Origin of the sequence: Hymenobacter arizonensis, assembly GCF_900115775.1 — a bacterium.
Classification (GTDB): domain Bacteria; phylum Bacteroidota; class Bacteroidia; order Cytophagales; family Hymenobacteraceae; genus Hymenobacter; species Hymenobacter arizonensis.
In genome coordinates, this window is sequence record NZ_FOXS01000004.1 from 239221 (window position 1) to 256189 (window position 16969).

The 16969-nt window shown below is 57.2% G+C and carries 13 protein-coding genes and 2 pseudogenes; 7 read left to right on the top strand and 8 right to left on the bottom strand.

The features are described 5' to 3' along the window. The first annotated feature begins 126 nt into the window (after positions 1-126). Positions 127-1392, top strand: coding sequence for an NADP-dependent isocitrate dehydrogenase (gene icd, locus BMZ66_RS15430; RefSeq protein WP_092675484.1), 1266 nt, complete (start codon positions 127-129; stop codon positions 1390-1392). A gap of 287 nt (positions 1393-1679) precedes the next feature. Further along, on the top strand, positions 1680-2222 hold the full coding sequence (locus BMZ66_RS15435; protein ID WP_092675487.1) for a hypothetical protein: 543 nt from the start codon (positions 1680-1682) through the stop codon (positions 2220-2222). A gap of 308 nt (positions 2223-2530) precedes the next feature. On the opposite strand, the gene BMZ66_RS15440 is transcribed toward BMZ66_RS15435, so the two are convergent. Beyond that, the gene (locus BMZ66_RS15440) at positions 2531-3943 is read right to left on the bottom strand and encodes a mercuric reductase (RefSeq protein ID WP_092675492.1); all 1413 of its coding nucleotides are present in this window, start codon (positions 3941-3943) and stop codon (positions 2531-2533) included. A 262-nt stretch (positions 3944-4205) separates the two neighbouring features. Between BMZ66_RS15440 and BMZ66_RS15445 the strand changes: the two genes are divergently transcribed. Next, positions 4206-4940, top strand: a complete 735-nt coding sequence (locus BMZ66_RS15445) for a hypothetical protein (protein ID WP_092675495.1) — start codon at positions 4206-4208, stop codon at positions 4938-4940. A 78-nt stretch (positions 4941-5018) separates the two neighbouring features. Here BMZ66_RS15445 and BMZ66_RS15450 read toward each other — a convergent pair whose 3' ends face one another. The 4 genes and pseudogenes from BMZ66_RS15450 to sucD form a co-directional block, all read right to left on the bottom strand. Next, positions 5019-6146 carry a hypothetical protein gene (locus BMZ66_RS15450; protein WP_092675499.1) on the bottom strand — a complete coding sequence of 376 codons (1128 nt, stop codon included), beginning with the start codon at positions 6144-6146 and terminating at the stop codon, positions 5019-5021. A gap of 209 nt (positions 6147-6355) precedes the next feature. After that, a pseudogene (locus tag BMZ66_RS25175) lies at positions 6356-6508 on the bottom strand (succinate--CoA ligase subunit alpha); the annotation flags it as partial. A 155-nt stretch (positions 6509-6663) separates the two neighbouring features. Then, on the bottom strand, positions 6664-7788 hold the full coding sequence (locus tag BMZ66_RS15455; protein WP_092675503.1) for a hypothetical protein: 1125 nt from the start codon (positions 7786-7788) through the stop codon (positions 6664-6666). A 78-nt stretch (positions 7789-7866) separates the two neighbouring features. Next, positions 7867-8748 carry a succinate--CoA ligase subunit alpha gene (gene sucD / locus BMZ66_RS15460; RefSeq protein ID WP_092675508.1) on the bottom strand — a complete coding sequence of 294 codons (882 nt, stop codon included), beginning with the start codon at positions 8746-8748 and terminating at the stop codon, positions 7867-7869. Positions 8749-9122: 374 nt separating this feature from the next. Here sucD and BMZ66_RS15465 point away from each other — a divergent pair, with 374 nt between their 5' ends. From BMZ66_RS15465 to rpiA, 4 genes and pseudogenes are all read left to right on the top strand, one after another. After that, positions 9123-10454 carry an erythromycin esterase family protein gene (locus tag BMZ66_RS15465; protein ID WP_234795115.1) on the top strand — a complete coding sequence of 444 codons (1332 nt, stop codon included), beginning with the start codon at positions 9123-9125 and terminating at the stop codon, positions 10452-10454. Positions 10455-10656: 202 nt separating this feature from the next. Beyond that, a pseudogene (locus BMZ66_RS15470) lies at positions 10657-11631 on the top strand (PLP-dependent cysteine synthase family protein); the annotation flags it as partial. A 72-nt stretch (positions 11632-11703) separates the two neighbouring features. After that, positions 11704-12114 carry a response regulator gene (locus BMZ66_RS15475; RefSeq protein WP_092675514.1) on the top strand — a complete coding sequence of 137 codons (411 nt, stop codon included), beginning with the start codon at positions 11704-11706 and terminating at the stop codon, positions 12112-12114. A gap of 155 nt (positions 12115-12269) precedes the next feature. Next, positions 12270-13019 carry a ribose-5-phosphate isomerase RpiA gene (gene rpiA, locus BMZ66_RS15480; RefSeq protein WP_092675517.1) on the top strand — a complete coding sequence of 250 codons (750 nt, stop codon included), beginning with the start codon at positions 12270-12272 and terminating at the stop codon, positions 13017-13019. A gap of 21 nt (positions 13020-13040) precedes the next feature. On the opposite strand, the gene pgl is transcribed toward rpiA, so the two are convergent. Genes pgl through gnd form a run of 3 tightly spaced genes read right to left on the bottom strand, consistent with a single transcriptional unit; the run spans position 13041 to position 16831 of the window. After that, the gene (gene pgl, locus BMZ66_RS15485) at positions 13041-13766 is read right to left on the bottom strand and encodes a 6-phosphogluconolactonase (protein WP_092675520.1); all 726 of its coding nucleotides are present in this window, start codon (positions 13764-13766) and stop codon (positions 13041-13043) included. Between the two features lie 2 nt (positions 13767-13768). Beyond that, positions 13769-15283: a glucose-6-phosphate dehydrogenase gene (zwf, locus tag BMZ66_RS15490; protein ID WP_092675523.1), complete on the bottom strand. Its 1515-nt coding sequence runs from the start codon at positions 15281-15283 to the stop codon at positions 13769-13771. A 42-nt stretch (positions 15284-15325) separates the two neighbouring features. Beyond that, positions 15326-16831 (bottom strand): NADP-dependent phosphogluconate dehydrogenase, encoded by a 1506-nt coding sequence (gene gnd, locus BMZ66_RS15495; protein ID WP_092675526.1) that lies wholly within the window; start codon positions 16829-16831, stop codon positions 15326-15328. Positions 16832-16969: the final 138 nt, after the last annotated feature.

Consider the following 16969-nt stretch of genomic DNA (forward strand, 5'->3'; position numbering starts at 1 on the left):
CATGCTGAGCGCAGCGAAGCACCTTATCCCGCATGCGCTCAGTTGAATTCTACTACGAAAGCCTGGCGCGATAAGGTCCTTCGCTGCGCTCAGGAAGACCCCGATTTAAATAACACACGACCCCACATGGCAGAGCAAAAAATAACCATCAAAAACGGCAAACTGAATGTACCGGACAAGCCCACTATCCCCTTCATTGAGGGCGATGGTACAGGTCCAGACATTTGGGCGGCTTCCAAGCTTGTATTCGATGCAGCCGTTGAGAAGGCCTATGGGGGCAAAAAGCAGTTGATGTGGAAGGAAGTGCTGGCCGGTGAAAAAGCCTACAAGCAAACCAATAACTGGCTGCCCAACGAAACCCTCGACGCATTCCGTGAATACCTGGTGGGCATCAAAGGTCCCCTGACCACGCCCGTGGGCGGCGGTATCCGTTCGCTGAACGTGGCCCTGCGCCAGGAGCTGGACCTCTATGCCTGCGTGCGCCCCGTGCGCTACTACGACGGTGTGCCCTCGCCGGTGCGCCACCCGGAGCTGACCGACATGGTCATCTTCCGCGAAAACACCGAGGACATCTACGCCGGCATCGAGTACATGAACGGCACGCCCCAGGCTCAGAAAATGTTGGAATTCCTGCAGGATGAGATGGGCGTGAAGAAGATTCGCTTCCCCGAGTCGTCTTCGTTTGGCATCAAGCCGGTGTCGAAAGAAGGCACCGAGCGCCTCGTGCGTGCGGCCATCAACTACGCGCTGCTGCACAAGAAGCCGTCGGTGACCATCGTGCACAAGGGCAACATCATGAAGTTCACCGAGGGCGCCTTCAAGACCTGGGGCTACGAGCTGGCCGAGAAGGAATTCGGCAGCAAGGTGTTTACTTGGGCGCAGTACGACAAAATCGTGGCCAAGCAAGGTGTGGCCGTGGCTGATGCCCTGCAGAAGCAGGCCCAGGAGCAAGGCAAGCTCATCATCAAGGACAGCATCGCCGATGCCTTCCTGCAGCAGATTCTGTTGCGCCCCGCCGAGTACTCGGTAGTGGCCACACTGAACCTGAACGGTGACTACATCTCCGACGCCCTGGCGGCCATCGTGGGCGGCATCGGCATCGCGCCCGGCGCCAATATCAACTACATGACCGGCCACGCCATCTTCGAAGCGACCCACGGCACCGCGCCTAAGTACGCCAACCAAGACAAGGTGAACCCCGGTTCAGTTATCCTGTCCGGCGTGATGATGCTCGAGCACATGGGCTGGAAAGAAGCCGCTGCCCTCATCAACAAAGGCCTCGAAGCCGCCATCGCCAGCAAGCGCGTGACCTACGACTTCGAACGCCAGATGGAAGGCGCTACTCTGCTGAAAACGAGCAAATTCGCCCAAGAGATTGTTAATAATATGTAGTAGCTTGGCTGCTGCCTAAGCAACAACAGAAACCCCCGCGTCGGCTTTGACTGGCGCGGGGGTTTTGTTACTTATCAAACGTGCGTTTAATCATTAGTTCCGTTGGGCGGAGTCTGAGCGACGCAACGACTAAAACCTGACCCATTCTAGCTGGCTTGAAACCTGCTAACCTAAATTAATATACTTTATAAAATGTAAATATAGCGAGATGTTATATCTAATGAGTTGTGCATTAACTTTGGTCGAATTCAATCCATTTATTCTTTTCCTGACTTTTTACAACCCCCATGAAAGCAGCTAGTACTACCTTGCTACTGACTCTTTTTGCCTTGTCGGCTCAAGCGCAAGAGGTAAAAACGGATAAGCTAACCAAGTTGACCAACGAAGAAATCCTGGTCAATGTCATCGCTGTGAATGACCGCGAAGTGTCGTTCACTTATCCGGGAGAAACAGCCGTTAACGTCCTCAACAAGAACCAAGTCAAAGAGATTGGTTTTGCGAGTGGCCGCGTTGAAAAGATAACGGAACGGGTCGTAATTGCCAGCGAGGAAGATTGGCAAAAAGTGATAGTGACCACTTTGGAGTCCGACGTTGTGGGGCTGACCCGAAAAGGCGAGGTTCGGGCAAAAGCCGCGGGCGCTACCGCTTTATCCAACCAAGCCAACATCGATGCCCGCGCTACGGAAAAATTGAAGCGCGAAGCCGCGCGAATGGGGGCCCACATTATTTTGATACAGGCTCAAAATACCCAGCGGGGTTCTATGGGCAACGCTTTTCAGACCGCCCAAGTCCCTACCAGTCTTAAGCAGGGCGTCGCCTACAGCTATTAACTGACGTTTTTTTTAGCAAAAGCCCCGCGTCTTCTAAGGCGCGGGGCTTTTATGTGTTGGGATGTTATGCCGGTAGGCGCTTTACGATTTTCTACTTCCTTGAACATCCCCCCTCTGGCGCGAGTTTAGCGCAGCGTAACTCGTGACTACTAATTGAGCGAGGCTGTGCCTCGCATTAGAACAAGCCGCGCGAACGACTGCGGTACGGGCTTGCCGCTGGCGCGGCAGGGGAGGCACAGCCTCCCCAACATAGCAAGGCGCGAGTTATGCTTCGCTAAACTCGCGCCAGTCCATCTCCAGCCCAACTGCTACTTTCCGCCAGCCTTCAAATCCCGAAACACGTTATTCAACCCCTCAGCCCAGATGGGATGAGCGAAAATCATGTCCTGAAGCTGCTGATACTTCAGCCGCCCGGCCATGGCTACCTGGATGACGGCCATGATTTCGCCGGCTTCGGGGCCGAGCAGGGTGGCGCCCAGCAGCCGGTCGTCTTTGCCGACGAGCACCTTCCAGAAGCCTAACGTCTTGCTGGTGTGCTGGGCCCGCCCAATGGTGCGGATGGGCATGGTGGCCATGCGGTAGGGGATTTTGTCTTCCTGGGCCTGGCCTTCGCTGAGGCCGATGCGGGCCATGGGCGGGTCGGTGAATACCACGTAGGGGAGGGGGCGCTCGCGGGCCGAGCGTTTGCGGCCGTGCAGCAGGGCGTCGCGCACAATGCGGTAGTCGTCGTAGGCCAGGTGCGTGAATTGCGGGCCGGGGTGGATGTCGCCCAGCGCGTACACGCCCTTCACGTTAGTTTGCAGATTGTTATTTACCAGGATATAGCCTTTGTCGTCGGTTTTTATACCGGCGAAGCCCAGGCCTATCTTGTCGGAATTGGGGCGGCGGCCGGTGGCTACCAGCAAGTGGCTGCCACGCACCCGCCGCTCGCCTTCGCTCGTGTGGGCCGACACCGTGATGCTGCCACTGGCGCTGCGGCTTGCCCGGTAAGCCCGTGCGTTCATCACAAATTCGATTCCTTCTTTAGTTAAGGCTTCTTGCAGGCCGCGGCACACGTCGTCGTCCTCACGCTCGAGCAGTTGCGGGCCCGACTCAATGATAGTGATGCGGCTGCCGAAGCGTCGGAACATCTGACTAAACTCCAGGCCTATGTAACCGCCGCCTAAGATGATGAGGTGCTCGGGCAGCTCTTTAAGGTCGAGCAGCTGGGTGGTGGTCAGGTAGCCAACATCGGCCAAGCCCTCCACGTCGGGAATAGCGGTGCGGGTGCCGGTATTGATGAAAATAAGTGGAGCCGTAAGGTCCTGGGTGCGGCCGTTGGCCAAGGCTACGTGCAGAGAATTCGGCGCTGTGAAGGCGGCATGACCTTCGAGCAGGGTGATGTTGTTTTGCTTCTTGGTGAGGTTCGAACGGATGCCGTCGCGCATGGCAGCAATCACGCCGTCTTTCCGGGCCACGGCGGCAGCCAGGTCGACGCGGAGGTCGGTGGCGCTGGCGGTTTCGGGGGCCGCAACCTGGGCAGAAGTGCGAATGTGGTGCAGGCGCTCGGCGGTGGCAATGAGGGTTTTGGTGGGCGAGCAGCCGTAGTTGATGCAGGAGCCGCCCAGCCGGTTTTCCTCAATCATTGCCACTTTGCGGCCGGCTTGGGCCAGCGCGGTAGCCAGGGGGTTTCCGGCCTGGCCAGAACCGATGATGATGGCGTCGAAAGCAGTAGCGGGCATGAGCAGATTTGGTAAACAGTGGGATATGCCATACATACGGTTCGGCTTGCCAATGTAACCAAGAGCTTATCGGAATAATGAGAAGTCGGTGGTAGTTAGGGCTTGTATCTGAATTAAAATCGGTAGAAAACCGTCGTCCCAGAATACTGTTCCTTGGCCTTCTACCGCCAAGCTCATCCAGAAATAAGCGGGAAAGTCCGGCGAAAACACGAAATTGCCGTTTCAGGCGTTGTTTTGCCTTTTTCTTGCTTTGCTATATCCCATGAAGCACCTGTTGCGCTTTGCCTATTTGCCTTTTTTAACCGGCCTCACCAGCTGTGCCTCGCTGTATTTCCCGCCGCCGCCCCACGCGCCGCTGCTAACGCACCAGGGCGAAGCCTACGGCTCTATCAGTACCAACCTGCAAAATAATTTTGCCTTGCAGGGCGCCTACGCCGTCACGGAGCATTTGGGCGTTGCGGGCACGTTTTCATCGCTCAATCGTGACCGAACCCGTAAGACAGAAAACATCGGTTTTGGCGAGCTCAGCGTAGGCTATTTCACCCGCCTGCCCGACAAGCGCGTGCTGGAAGTTTACGTTGGAGCTGGGGGCGGCAGCACCCAGCGCGTCGAGCGCGACGCCGAGAAGGTTACCACCCGCACGCTGGACGGCAGCCTGTCCAAAGTATTTGCCCAGGTAAACTACGCCCGCAAAAAAAGTGACAACCTCCGCCTGTTCAAACACGATTTCCCCCTGACCTACGGCGCCGCCCTGCGCATGAGCTACATGCAGCTCAATAACTTCCGCATCGACGGCCTAGCCGCGCCCGGTGAAAACAACGTGTTTTTTGAGCCCATCACCTTCACCCGCACCCAGATTGCGGGTCCCGTGCAACTGCAGATAATGAGCGGCCAGATTTTTGGCTTCCGGAACAACAAGTTTCTCAAGGCCGCTAACTCGGTCTTCCAGATAGGCATTGTCGTTAATCTGGACCCCAAGGGATTCATGGGCGAGTAGCCCGCCATTGGCAAAGCCTCCCCAAGCCCGGTTTTAAACAAGGCTTGGGGAGGCTTTTAGCGCTAAGTACAGCCGGCATTATGGCTTACTCTCGAAGAAGTTTTTGAGCGGCCGTTTAAATAAGCCGCTGGTGGTGCCAATGTATACCGTGTCGCGTAGCAATTCAATGCCGGTAATGCTGGTTTCGCGCAGCCCGTCATTCTTAAGCTCTCGGACTTTTCCAGTGGCGTTGTTCCAGCGTAAGGTATATAACTGATTGAATGGGCGGACGTAGCCAACTAGGCTGTCACCAATAACGTGCATGCTGCTGCTGAGGAAGTAGGAGGGGATGCCCGAGAATTTAGTCCAGGTTTCGCCCTCGTCGGTAGATATCAGCACGCTGTTATTGCCATCGGATGTATAGGCGTAAATTTTCCCTTGGTACTTATATATGGTCCAATAACCAGTTTGGTTACTTACCAACCGGATGGAGCCGTCCTGCTTGACTTTATAGATGCCACGTTCGGAGTGACCAACTAGGAAATAATCATCGATGGCCACTATGCGGTATACATAAGGAAAACTAGTGGTGACCGGGATGGCAGGAAAACTCAGTACTTGAGCCTGCGCTTTAAGCCCTCGAAAACTGTTTTTGGTCACGTGAGCTAGCATCAGGCGCATAGGAGGGTCGGCGGGACCAGTTGTGGTCCGACGATAAGCCACGAGCAGGTAATCATTTTGGTTGATAGCTCCCACCTGATAGTCTCCTGCTGTACTTGACCTGACGGTAGTATTGTACACCGTACTAGCTTGCGGGTCTAGCTTCCGTAGGTGGATGTAATCACTATACTGGCTACTGCTAGGTTCGGCCATTGGAGTGACCACTATTATGGTATCTCCTGCCGGCCAGGCATACAGATTGGCCGCGATAGGGACTTTTACATTTACATCATAAGGAAGCCAGCCTACCAAACTCACGTTTTCAAAATAGCGTCGGTTAGCCGCTCCTGGCGACACCCGTCCCAACAGCCCTGGCGTTTGCAGGTAGAGTGAACCAGCATCCTTGGCTGTTCCCAGCACCACTTTGCTGAGACCAAACAGCTGCTTGACTTCTGTCCAGCTATAGGTTTTATCTACTTCCTTGAGCTGGATTTCACCCTCTTTTTTGCAAGCGCTAAGCATGCCAATAGTGGCCAGCAAGAGCATAAAGTTGACCCGATAAGACATTAATGTAGAAATACTAAGAGAAATAAGTAAATCGTAAAAGCAATGGATACAAAGCTATTGCTCAACTGTAACTATTCCATGCAAATCGGCGTGAAGCCAGTCAAATCACGAGCGTTATAAACGAAATGAGTCGCTGCCAACAATTGACAGCGACTCATTATGTATAGTTAGCAAGAACTCTTACCAAAAGGCCAGTTAGCTAAAATGGCTTACTTGCCGCCCAGCACACGCAGCATGGTGTCGCCAATCTCAGCGGGCGAATCCACTACGTGGATGCCGCACTCGCGCATGATGGCCATTTTAGCGGCAGCCGTGTCGTCGGCGCCGCCTACGATGGCACCGGCGTGGCCCATGCGGCGGCCGGATTAGTTAAGGAATAGAGTAATTAATTGGCTTCTGGCACGATTATCATCCGCAAGGCCGGGAATAGTCAGCCTTCAGGTGCAATCGGTTCTGAATTAGGTAGGTGCCACTGGGCTCCCCTGAACTGGACGGCGGGCAGCACCGCTAGCCTGCGCTATTTTGGCTGGTCTTCGAAAAAGGTCTTAACTGACTTTTTAAACAACCCACCACTGGTCGCTAGATACACCGTGTCGCGCCAAGTCTCCAAGCTGTTCAGCTCAAGCTTTTCTAGGCCGTCACGTTTAAGCAGGCGAGCCCGGTAGCCGGTCCCGGTATTGCTCATTTTAAGGGTAAATAAATAGTCATTGCCCGCGCCGTGACGTATGCCCACGAGGCTGTCGCCCACCGGATGCATGGTGTTGTTGCGCAGTAGAGACGGAATGCCCGAGGCAAACTGCCAAGTCAGGCCGTCATCGTTGGAAATGCCCAGTTGGTCGTTGGCCGTGTGGGCATATACCCGGCCCTGCCATTTGTAAAACGTTTCCACGCGGTGCACCTGGTTCAAGACCTGGCGATAGGTGCCGTTCTGTTCAACTCGGTACACGCCCTGGCTGCCGCAATCAACCAAAAAGTAATTGTCGATGGCGGTAATCAAGAGAGGGTAAGACGGATAAATGGGTAAGCCGACGACGGGAATGGTGATAACACGAGGTGTAAGCATGGGCCGCGACGGAATCCCATAACCATCGTAAGTAGGCACCTGCGCCAGCACCAGATGCATTTGGCTGTCTAGGAAAAAGCTGTCGGTAAGGTAGGTGAACAAAAGGTAGCGGTTGGCATTGATGGCTCCCATCTTAAAATACGTGCGGTTCCCCTTTGGTACCAGTTGCGCCCGTTGGTCGAGCCGTTTCAGCCGAATCGTATGGTAGGATTGAGAGGATACCGGGCTTTGGGTTGGGATAATAGTCACTGTCGTGTCGCCGTACGTGACAAAAAAATCCGGCCCAATGGGCAAGCGCACATTTACGTCGGTAGGGACGAAAACTAATGGACCTTCCCGAAAGCGGGGCCTGCTTTGGTTCAACATCACCGTAGTAAAAGCCCCTGGTTGTTGCAGATAAAGCCTATCGGTACCCTTGCCGATGCCTAAAACGATGTTGTAAAGACCTACGAAGGGTTCCGCCAAGACCCAACTGTACTCGCGGTCACGGTCACTCACCACAATTTTTTCAATTTCTTTCTTGCAAGAAACCAGTAGTAAAATAATGGCTACCCAGCCATAGCGTGCGATGACCTGCATAAAAAAAGAGAATACTACTAAATAAAAAAGTCCCGGCCAAAGCCGGGACTCAAATATAGCTATAAGTTTGAAAAAGGCTTACTTGCCGCCCAATACGCGGAGCATGGTATCGCCAATCTCAGCGGGCGAATCCACGACGTGGATGCCGCACTCGCGCATGATGGCCATTTTCGCAGCCGCCGTGTCGTCGGCGCCGCCTACGATGGCACCGGCGTGGCCCATGCGGCGGCCGGGAGGGGCCGTCTGGCCGGCGATGAAGCCTACCACGGGCTTCTTGTTGCCGGTTTCCTTAATCCAACGAGCGGCTTCGGCTTCCATGCCGCCACCGATTTCGCCTATCATCACGATGCCTTCGGTCTCGGGGTCATTCATCAACAGCTCAACCGCCTGCTTGGTGGTGGTGCCGATGATGGGGTCGCCGCCGATGCCGATGGCCGTGGTCTGGCCCAGGCCGGCTTTGGTGAGCTGGTCAACGGCTTCGTAGGTCAGGGTACCCGACTTGGACACGATGCCGATTTTGCCTTTGGTGAAAATGAAGCCGGGCATGATGCCCACTTTGCACTCGCCGGCGGTCATTACGCCGGGGCAGTTGGGCCCAATCATCGTAACGCCTTCCCGGTCTTTCAGGTAGTGCTTAACGGCAATCATGTCCTTCGTAGGGATGCCTTCGGTGATGGTGATGATGACTTTGATGCCGGCATCGGCCGCCTCCATGATGGCGTCGGCGGCGAAAGCCGGGGGCACGAAAATGATGCTGGTATCGGCGCCGGCTTTCTCCACGGCTTCGGCCACGGTGTTGAATACGGGACGGCCCAGGTGCTCAGAACCGCCTTTGCCGGGCGTTACGCCGCCCACCACATTGGTGCCGTAGTCCATCATCTGCTGGGCATGGAACGAACCTTCGGAGCCCGTAAAGCCCTGCACGATAACCTTGGAGTTTTTATTAACCAGAACGCTCATTCGTAGGTGTTTTTTGGGAAATTGATGGAGTGAGAAGGGAAGCCCGGACGGGCAATGGTGCTGCAAAAGTAGGGCTTTTTAGGGGCGCGGCAAGGCACGTCTACGTTGAAAGACTGAGGAGTGCGCCAGATGGCCGGACAACGGTATTACTACTGAATTGGGCGGGTGCTGCGAATCCTTGCGCGCAGGGAATCGTTTTTCATATCGACTGTTGGTTGCTGTGCTTCCATTTCGAGCACCCTCACGAACGTGCAAACGCAAAGCGGCCAGCCTGGCGGACACCGGCCATACCCTGGGATGTGCTACTGTGCCAATGGGACCGCAGTACCGGCTGCCTCACTTTACCTCATCTATTTTGTCAGGAGATATCAGCAGTGAAACACTTTCCTTTCGCCTTGCTACTAAGCTGGTGCGTGTTCTTCACCAGTTGTACCAATAAAAACAGCGACGCCTTCCCAAACAGCGCAATAACCATTCCCGAGCAGGGCGTGTCGCGCCTGGAAACGCCCAAGGACCTCGACCCCCTGCTCAACCAGCTGGGCCCGGCCCGCTACGCCCTGCTGGGCGAAGCCTCGCACGGCACCGCCGAGTTTTATACCTGGCGTAGCGCCATCACCAAGCGCCTGATTCAGGAGAAGGGCTATAACCTGATTGGGGTAGAGGGCGACTGGCCGGATATGTACGAGCTTAACCGCTACGTGAAAGGGGCCAACAATGGCGCTTCGGCCACGGCTGTGCTGCAGCGCCTCAAACGCTGGCCCACCTGGATGTGGGCAAACACCGAAATTGCCGAACTGGCCGAATGGCTGCGGACGTATAACAGCACCCAGCCGGCGGCCCGTAAAGTAGGCTTCTACGGCCTCGACGTTTATAGTCTCTGGGAGTCGCTGCAAAGCATTCGCACTGATTTTCCGGAGGCTGACCCGGCCACGCGCCAGGCCGTTGATGCCGCCCTGGACTGCCTTGGCCCCTATAACCAAAGCGACGAGGCCTACGGCCGGGCCACCATGGGTGGCGCCAGCTGCGCCGAGGCAGTGGCCAATGTGCTCGCTGCCGTGCGCAACCGCATGAAAACCTTGCCACCCGGCCACGAAGGCGCTTTCAATGCCGAACAAAATGCCTTGGTCGCCGTGAACGCCGAACGCTACAATCGCGCGGCCGTGCGCAGCAGCACCACCTCCTGGAACATCCGCGACCAGCACATGGCCGAGACCATAAACCGGCTGATGGCCTTCCATGGACCAACTGCCAAGATTGCCGTGTGGGAGCACAACACCCACGTGGGCGATGCCCGCCACACCGATATGGCCAACCGCGGCGAGGTGAATGTGGGCCAGCTCATGCGCGAACAACATGCATCGGCGGGCGTGTATATCGTGGGCTTTGGTACCTATGCCGGCACCGTGACGGCGGCTCCGCGGTGGGGCGGACCCGTGACAACCATGCCCGTGCCCGCTGCTCAAAGCGGCTCCTGGGAGGCTGTCATTCATGAGCAGCGGCCTGGCAACAACCTGTTTCTCTTAGACTCCTGGCGCGGCAACGACCAGTTGACCCAACGCCGCGGCAACCGGGCCATCGGCGTGGTGTACAACCCCGCAAGCGAAAGCGGCAATTATGTGCCCACCAACCTGCCGCAACGCTACGACGCCTTTATTTTTATTGAGCAAACCCAAGCGCTGCGCCCTTTGCCAAATATGGGCGGATGAGAAGCCGGGTCGGGGAACTGATTGTGGGTCCTGAGTATTAGTAGAGCTGCAAAATCATAGGATACTGCGCGGCCCGCTGCTCCCGGGAAGAGACGAAGCAGCAGGCCGTGCAATGCCAATAAGCACATGGTTTGTCCGTGCCTCCCCGCCGGAATTCGTACCTTTGCCCCTTAATAAGACCTAGCCCCACCCACCACTTTCAATGTATTTTAACCACGTCATCGAGGCCGTTGGCCATACTCCACTCGTTAAGCTCAACAAGGTAACCGACGGTATCAAAGGTACTATTTTAGCCAAAGTAGAGTATTTCAACCCCGGCAATTCGGTGAAAGACCGCATGGCCATCCGCATGATTGAGGATGCCGAGAAGGCGGGTCTCATTCAGCCCGGCGGCACCATCATCGAGGGCACCAGCGGCAACACCGGCATGGGCCTGGCCCTGGCCGCCATTGCCAAAGGCTACAAAACGGTGTTTGTCATGAGCGACAAGCAGAGCAAGGAAAAGCAGGACATCCTTCGCGCCGTGGGCGCCGAGGTAGTGGTGTGCCCCGTCGACGTGGCCCCGGACGACCCGCGCAGCTACTACTCCGTAGCGCGCCGCCTCAACCAGGAAACCCCCAACTCTTTTTACCCCAATCAGTACGACAATCTCTCGAACGCCGCTGCGCACTACGACAGCACCGGCCCCGAAATCTGGAACGGTACCGAGGGCCAAATCACGCACTACGCCTGTGGCGTGGGCACCGGCGGCACCATCTGCGGCGCCAGCAAGTACCTGAAGGAGCAGAACCCCGCCGTGGTTACTATCGGTCTCGACACCTATGGCTCGGTGTTTAAGAAATACAAGGAGACCGGAATTTTCGACGAGAACGAAATTTATCCTTACAAGACCGAAGGCATCGGCGAAGACATTCTGCCCAAGAATGTAAATTTCGATTTGATTGACTTATTCATAAAAGTGACCGACCAGGACGCCGCCGTCATGACGCGCCGCTTGGCCAAAGAAGAAGGCTTGTTTGTGGGCTGGTCGTGCGGCTCGGCTGTATACGGCGCCCTGGAGTACGCCCGCGAGCACTTGAAGGAAGACGATACCATGGTGATTGTGCTGCCCGACCACGGCACGCGCTACCTCGGAAAAATCTACAACGACGACTGGATGCGGGCACAGGGCTGGTTATAAGCGGCTCGACTATTGTGGGAGTGCGCCAAGGTTGCTATCTTCGTATAAGCTAGAAATCACTTACTATACATGTCTGCTAATTTGAATCACATTGTACTGGTAGACGATAACGAAACCACCAGCTTTCTAAACAATCGCCTGTTGGGTCGTTTGGCAGTTGCCGACCACGTAAGCACCTTCTCTCGCGCCGATGAGGCGTTTGAGCAGCTGTGGGGTGACACTACGGGCGACAGCCCGACACCCGCACCCGACTTGGTATTTGTGGACTTGAAGATGCCCGGCATCTCCGGTTTCGAATTCCTGGAGCTGTACAATGCTCTGCCTCAGCCCGTGCAGGACAAGACGGTGATGGCTGTGCTTACCACCTCCATGCACGGCGCCGACACGGCCCGCGTGGCGAAGTACCCCAACGTAGAATACCTGACCAAGCCTCTCACCGAGGAAAAAATGCGCAAACTGCTGGAGAAGCGCTTTCAGTAAGCGCTGGCATCTGGCGAGCAAGGCGGCATCTGATTCCAAACCAGGTAGCGTTTCGAGTTTGCTCAAGTTTAGAAGAAGCTCCGGCCAAGTGGTCGGGGCTTTTTTTATGCGCTTATCTAACTGACCTATTTTTACTGCACTCAGCCCTTCGCCACATGACTACGCCTCCACAAACAACCCAGCCGGAACAGGAAAAGAAACTAGCAGCCCGGACAGCGCTACGCTGGGTGCGCAATGGCATGTTGGTGGGGCTGGGCAGTGGCAGCACCGCCGCTTTTTTCATCGCCGCGCTGGGTGAATTTATCCGCCGGGGCGACTTGCAGGTGCAGGCCACGGCCACATCTCTGGCCAGCGAAACCTTGGCCCGGCAAGCCGGCATTCCCCTTGTCGAGCCAAGGCGCGGGCTGCGCTTCGACCTCACAGTGGACGGCGCCGATGAGCTCGACGCGCATCTGAGGCTGGTGAAGGGTGGAGGCGGGGCGTTGCTTCGTGAAAAGGTGCTGGCCACCGCTTCCGACTACCTGCTCATCGTAGCCGACTCATCGAAAGTGGTGCCGCAGTTGGGCCGGTTCCCTTTGCCCTTGGAAGTGGTGCCTTTTGCGCTGCCTTGGGTGCTGGATGCCGTGGCAGCCTTGGGTGGAGCCCCGGTGCTGCGGCTCATGAAAAACGACCCCACCGAAGCAGCGCGCTCCGACCAAAACAACTTCCTAGTGGATTGCCACTTTGGAGCCGTGCCGGACCCCGAACAGCTCGCCTTCCGCCTGCAGGTCATTCCTGGCATTGTGGAGCACGGCTTGTTTCTGGGGCTGGCACAAGCAGCTATTATAGCCCACGAAACCGAAGTATTTGTGCACCAGCCCGGAGCAGAGCCAGTAGCTGCCGCGAGCTTCAGGGCACTACCGTAGCGGGTTGGCTGCTCCGGAAAATCAGGCGTCGGGAAGGAGAGAAGCTGCTGCCTCATCCAGAAACCAATGCAGCTCGCCGACGGGTGCTATGAGCTGAGCGGGGAAGCGTGCAGGGTCATGCGCTCCGTTCAGCACGCGCTCAACGGCAGTTGATTTGCCAGCGCCGTACACCAGGAAAACCACGGCCCGAGCTTGGTTTAGCAGGGGGGCGGTCAGCGTTATGCGGTATACCTGCTTGTCTGCTAGAAATACCTCCCGGGCGCCCGCTTGGGTTTCCTGCAGCACGGGCGTGTGCGGAAAAAGCGAAGCCGTATGTGCATCATCGCCAAGGCCGAGCAAGACCAGGTCAAATTGGGTGCCATCGCCGGAAAAAAACTGCTCCAGGCTGCGGGTGTAGGCCTGTGCTGCCGCTGCGGGGGGCAACGAAGTATCGACGGCAAATACTTGTTCGGGCAAAATGCCCAGCGGAGCCAGCAGCGCCGTTTTAGCCATCAGGTAGTTGCTCTCGGCGTCGGTGTGCGGCACGTGGCGCTCATCACCGAAGAAAAAGTATACCTGCCCCCAGCTCACGCTGTCGCGGAAGGCAGTCGAGGCCAGCAATTCGTAAAGCTTGCGGGGGGAGCTACCGCCCGACAGCGCCACCACAAACCGGCCCCGTGCCGCAATGGCCTGGCCGGCTAGCTCACAGAAGTAACGGGCCAAGTGGTGCAGCGCTTCGTCGGCGGTGGGGTGAATGTGAACCGGCATGGCTATTTGTTACCGTTGAGGGGAAGCGTGAACCAATGGAAGCTGTCGCGGGCAATGAGGGCCTCGGCCAGCTCCGGGCCCCACGAGTCGGCCGAGTAGTTGGGGAAGCTCTGGCTGGTGCGGCCTTCCCACGATTTTAGGATGGGCATGATGAGGTCCCAGGCCGCCTCTACTTGGTCGCCGCGCATGAAGAGTGTCTGGTCGCCGAGCATGGTGTCGAGCAGTAGCGTTTCGTAGGCTTCGGGGGCCTCGCTGGTGTAGGTGCCTTTGTAGTCAAACACCATGTCCACGGTGTTGAGCATCATGTCGAGGCCGGGGCGCTTGGCCTGCACCTGCAGCCGGATGCTCATTTCGGGCTGAATGCTGATGATGAGGCGGTTTTGCTGCCAGCTTTCGGCCGTTTCGGGCGGAAAAATGTTGTGCGGCGTGTCCTTAAACTGAATGGAAATGATGGACGCCGAGCGGTGCATGCGTTTGCCGGTGCGCACGTAGAACGGCACGCCCTGCCAACGCCAGTTGTCCACGAAAAACTTCACGGCGGCGAAGGTTTCCGTGTTCGATTGGGGGTTGGCGCCCTCTTCCTCGCGGTAGCCGGGCACTTGCTGCCCTTCCATCCAGCCGGAGCCATATTGCCCGCGCACGGCGGATTCCCGCACGTCTTCGGCGGAAAACCGGCGCATGGCGCGCAGCACGTCCACCTTGCGGTTGCGCACTTCGTCGGCCGTGAAATTGACGGGCGGTTCCATGGCCACCAGGCACAGCAGCTGCAGCAGGTGGTTCTGAATCATGTCGCGCATGGCGCCAGCGCCGTCGTAGTAGCCGCTGCGGTCGCCCACGCCGAGCTGTTCGGTTACCGAAATCTGCACGTGCTCGATGTAGTTGCGGTTCCACAGCGGTTCGAGCAGGGCATTGGCAAAGCGGAAGGCCATGATGTTCTGCACCGTTTCCTTGCCCAGGTAATGGTCGATGCGGTATATCTGGCACTCGTCGAAAATCTCAGCCAGCAGGCGGTTTAGCTCACGCGAGGATTCCAGATCGTGGCCAAAAGGCTTTTCTACCACAATGCGCGTGCGGGCGGTGTCGTCGGCCAGATGGTTTTTGGCCAGATTCGAAGCGATAATGGAGAAAAATTCCGGTGCCACGGCCAGGTAGTGGATAATATTGGCCTGGACCTTCCACTCCTGCTCGTAAGCGGCAATACGCTTGCTAAATGCTTTGTAGCTGGCCTCGTTGTTGACATCGGCCGTCTGGTACACAATGTGTTCCGAAAACTTGTCCCACTCGGCTTTAGCAGCTTTGCCGGTGCGCGAAAACTTGTTGATGCCGTCCAGCATCCGCTCCCGAAACTTTTCATCTGACAGCTCGCTGCGACCCGAGCAGATGAGGGCAAACTGCTCGGGCAGCCAGCCGCCGAGAAAGAGGTGATAAAGGGCCGGGGCCAGCTTGCGGGCATTTAAGTCGCCGGTGCCGCCGAAAATCACGAAGATGGTCGGCGGTATTTTTTTGGTATTGCTCATGAGCAGACGGGTTTTGCAGAATGTAACCAAGCGGCGGGCGGCCTACTTGTTCGGAATAACGGGCTTCTCGATAGGGGCAGTTGGCCCAGGCTGCGTGGTAGTGCTCTTGTTGGCCGCATCTTCGTGGGTGGCGGTCCACTGCGAGTGAAACACGCCTTCGTGGCCAATCAACTCGTAGGTGTGAGCCCCGAAGTAGTCGCGCTGCGCCTGAATCAGATTAGAAGGCATGCGTGCGCTGCGCAAGCTATCAAAATAGCTCAGCGAAGCCGCGTAGGCCGGCATGGCCAGTCCGGCCGCCGTGGCTGCCGCCACCACTGTGCGCGCGCCGGGCACGGCCTGGCTCACCTGCTGGCGCACCTGCTCATCGAGCAGCAAATGCTCCAGTCCGGGGGCCTGCTGAAAGGCATTGAAAATGTCATTAAGAAAGCGGGAGCGAATAATGCAGCCGCCCCGCCATATTTTGGCGATGTCGGCCAGCTGCAGGTTGTAGGCATACTCCTCGGAGGCCTTCGCCAGCATCTGCATGCCCTGGGCGTAGGTGATGACCATGCTGAAGAAGAATGCTTCCTCCAGGCTGGTCAGGAAAGCTTCCGGGTCGGAAGCCAGTGGGATGGGCGCCGGGCCGTAGAGCGTGGCCAGCTGCTCGCGCAGGGCTTTGGCCTTCGAAAGGTTGCGCAGGGCCACGGCCGTGTCGATGGTGGGCACGGGCACCTCCAGGTCCATAGCCACCTGCGAAGTCCACTTGCCGGTGCCCTTGGAACGGGCCTCGTCTTTGATGTCGTCGAGCAGCAAATGGTCGGTGCCGGGCGCGCGGAAGGCAAAAATGTCCTTGGTGATGTCGATTAAGAAGGACTGCAGCCGGCCGCTGTTCCAGTTGGTGAACACTTGGCCAATGGCGGCATTGTCCATTCCCAAGCCGCGCTTCATCAACTCATAGGTTTCGGCAATGAGCTGCATCAGGCCGTATTCGATGCCGTTGTGCACCATTTTTACGAAGTGCCCGGCCGCGCCCGGGCCGATGTAGGTCACGCAGGGCTGGCCGTCGTCGGCGCGGGCTGCAATGGCTTCGAACATGGGCTGCACCACGGCGTAGGCATGCTTGTCGCCGCCAGGCATCATGCTGGGTCCGAAGCGGGCGCCTTCTTCGCCGCCCGAAATGCCCATGCCGAAAAAGTGGAAGCCGGCCTCGGCCAGCTCGGCCGCGCGGCGGGTGGTGTCGGTGAAGTAGGAGTTGCCGCCGTCGATAAGGATATCGCCGGGCGAGAGCAAGGGCAGCAACTCCTCAATCACGCTGTCGACTATGCGGCCCGCGGGCACCAGCAGCATAATGGACCGCGGCGTGTGCAGTTGCTGCACAAATGCGGCAATGTCGGTGAAGCCCTGCACGGGTTTGCCGGCTCCTTCCTCGGCCAGCAACTGGATTTTTTCGGCGTCCTTGTCGTAGCCGGCCACGGCAAAATCGTGGTCAGCGAGATTCAGCAGCAGGTTGCGGCCCATGGTACCCAGGCCAATCATGCCAAAGGAGAAGGTGTTCGGCGGTGTGCTCATACGAAAGCGTTTCGGTAAGGTGGTGAAGGAGTGGTCAAAAGGTAGGCAGCACTGTGGACAAGCTAGCCGATAGCGTTTGCCTACGGCCGCCTGCTCTCAAACCGATAACTCAAGGAAAAAGCTGCTTGACCCATGGCG

Coding starts and splice junctions, on each gene's coding strand:
- icd (WP_092675484.1), top strand. CDS start 127: ATGGCAGAGCAAAAAATAACCATCAAAAACGGCAAACTGAATGTACCG.
- BMZ66_RS15435 (WP_092675487.1), top strand. CDS start 1,680: ATGAAAGCAGCTAGTACTACCTTGCTACTGACTCTTTTTGCCTTGTCG.
- BMZ66_RS15440 (WP_092675492.1), bottom strand. CDS start 3,943: ATGCCCGCTACTGCTTTCGACGCCATCATCATCGGTTCTGGCCAGGCC.
- BMZ66_RS15445 (WP_092675495.1), top strand. CDS start 4,206: ATGAAGCACCTGTTGCGCTTTGCCTATTTGCCTTTTTTAACCGGCCTC.
- BMZ66_RS15450 (WP_092675499.1), bottom strand. CDS start 6,146: ATGTCTTATCGGGTCAACTTTATGCTCTTGCTGGCCACTATTGGCATG.
- BMZ66_RS15455 (WP_092675503.1), bottom strand. CDS start 7,788: ATGCAGGTCATCGCACGCTATGGCTGGGTAGCCATTATTTTACTACTG.
- sucD (WP_092675508.1), bottom strand. CDS start 8,748: ATGAGCGTTCTGGTTAATAAAAACTCCAAGGTTATCGTGCAGGGCTTT.
- BMZ66_RS15475 (WP_092675514.1), top strand. CDS start 11,704: ATGTCTGCTAATTTGAATCACATTGTACTGGTAGACGATAACGAAACC.
- rpiA (WP_092675517.1), top strand. CDS start 12,270: ATGACTACGCCTCCACAAACAACCCAGCCGGAACAGGAAAAGAAACTA.
- pgl (WP_092675520.1), bottom strand. CDS start 13,766: ATGCCGGTTCACATTCACCCCACCGCCGACGAAGCGCTGCACCACTTG.
- zwf (WP_092675523.1), bottom strand. CDS start 15,283: ATGAGCAATACCAAAAAAATACCGCCGACCATCTTCGTGATTTTCGGC.
- gnd (WP_092675526.1), bottom strand. CDS start 16,831: ATGAGCACACCGCCGAACACCTTCTCCTTTGGCATGATTGGCCTGGGT.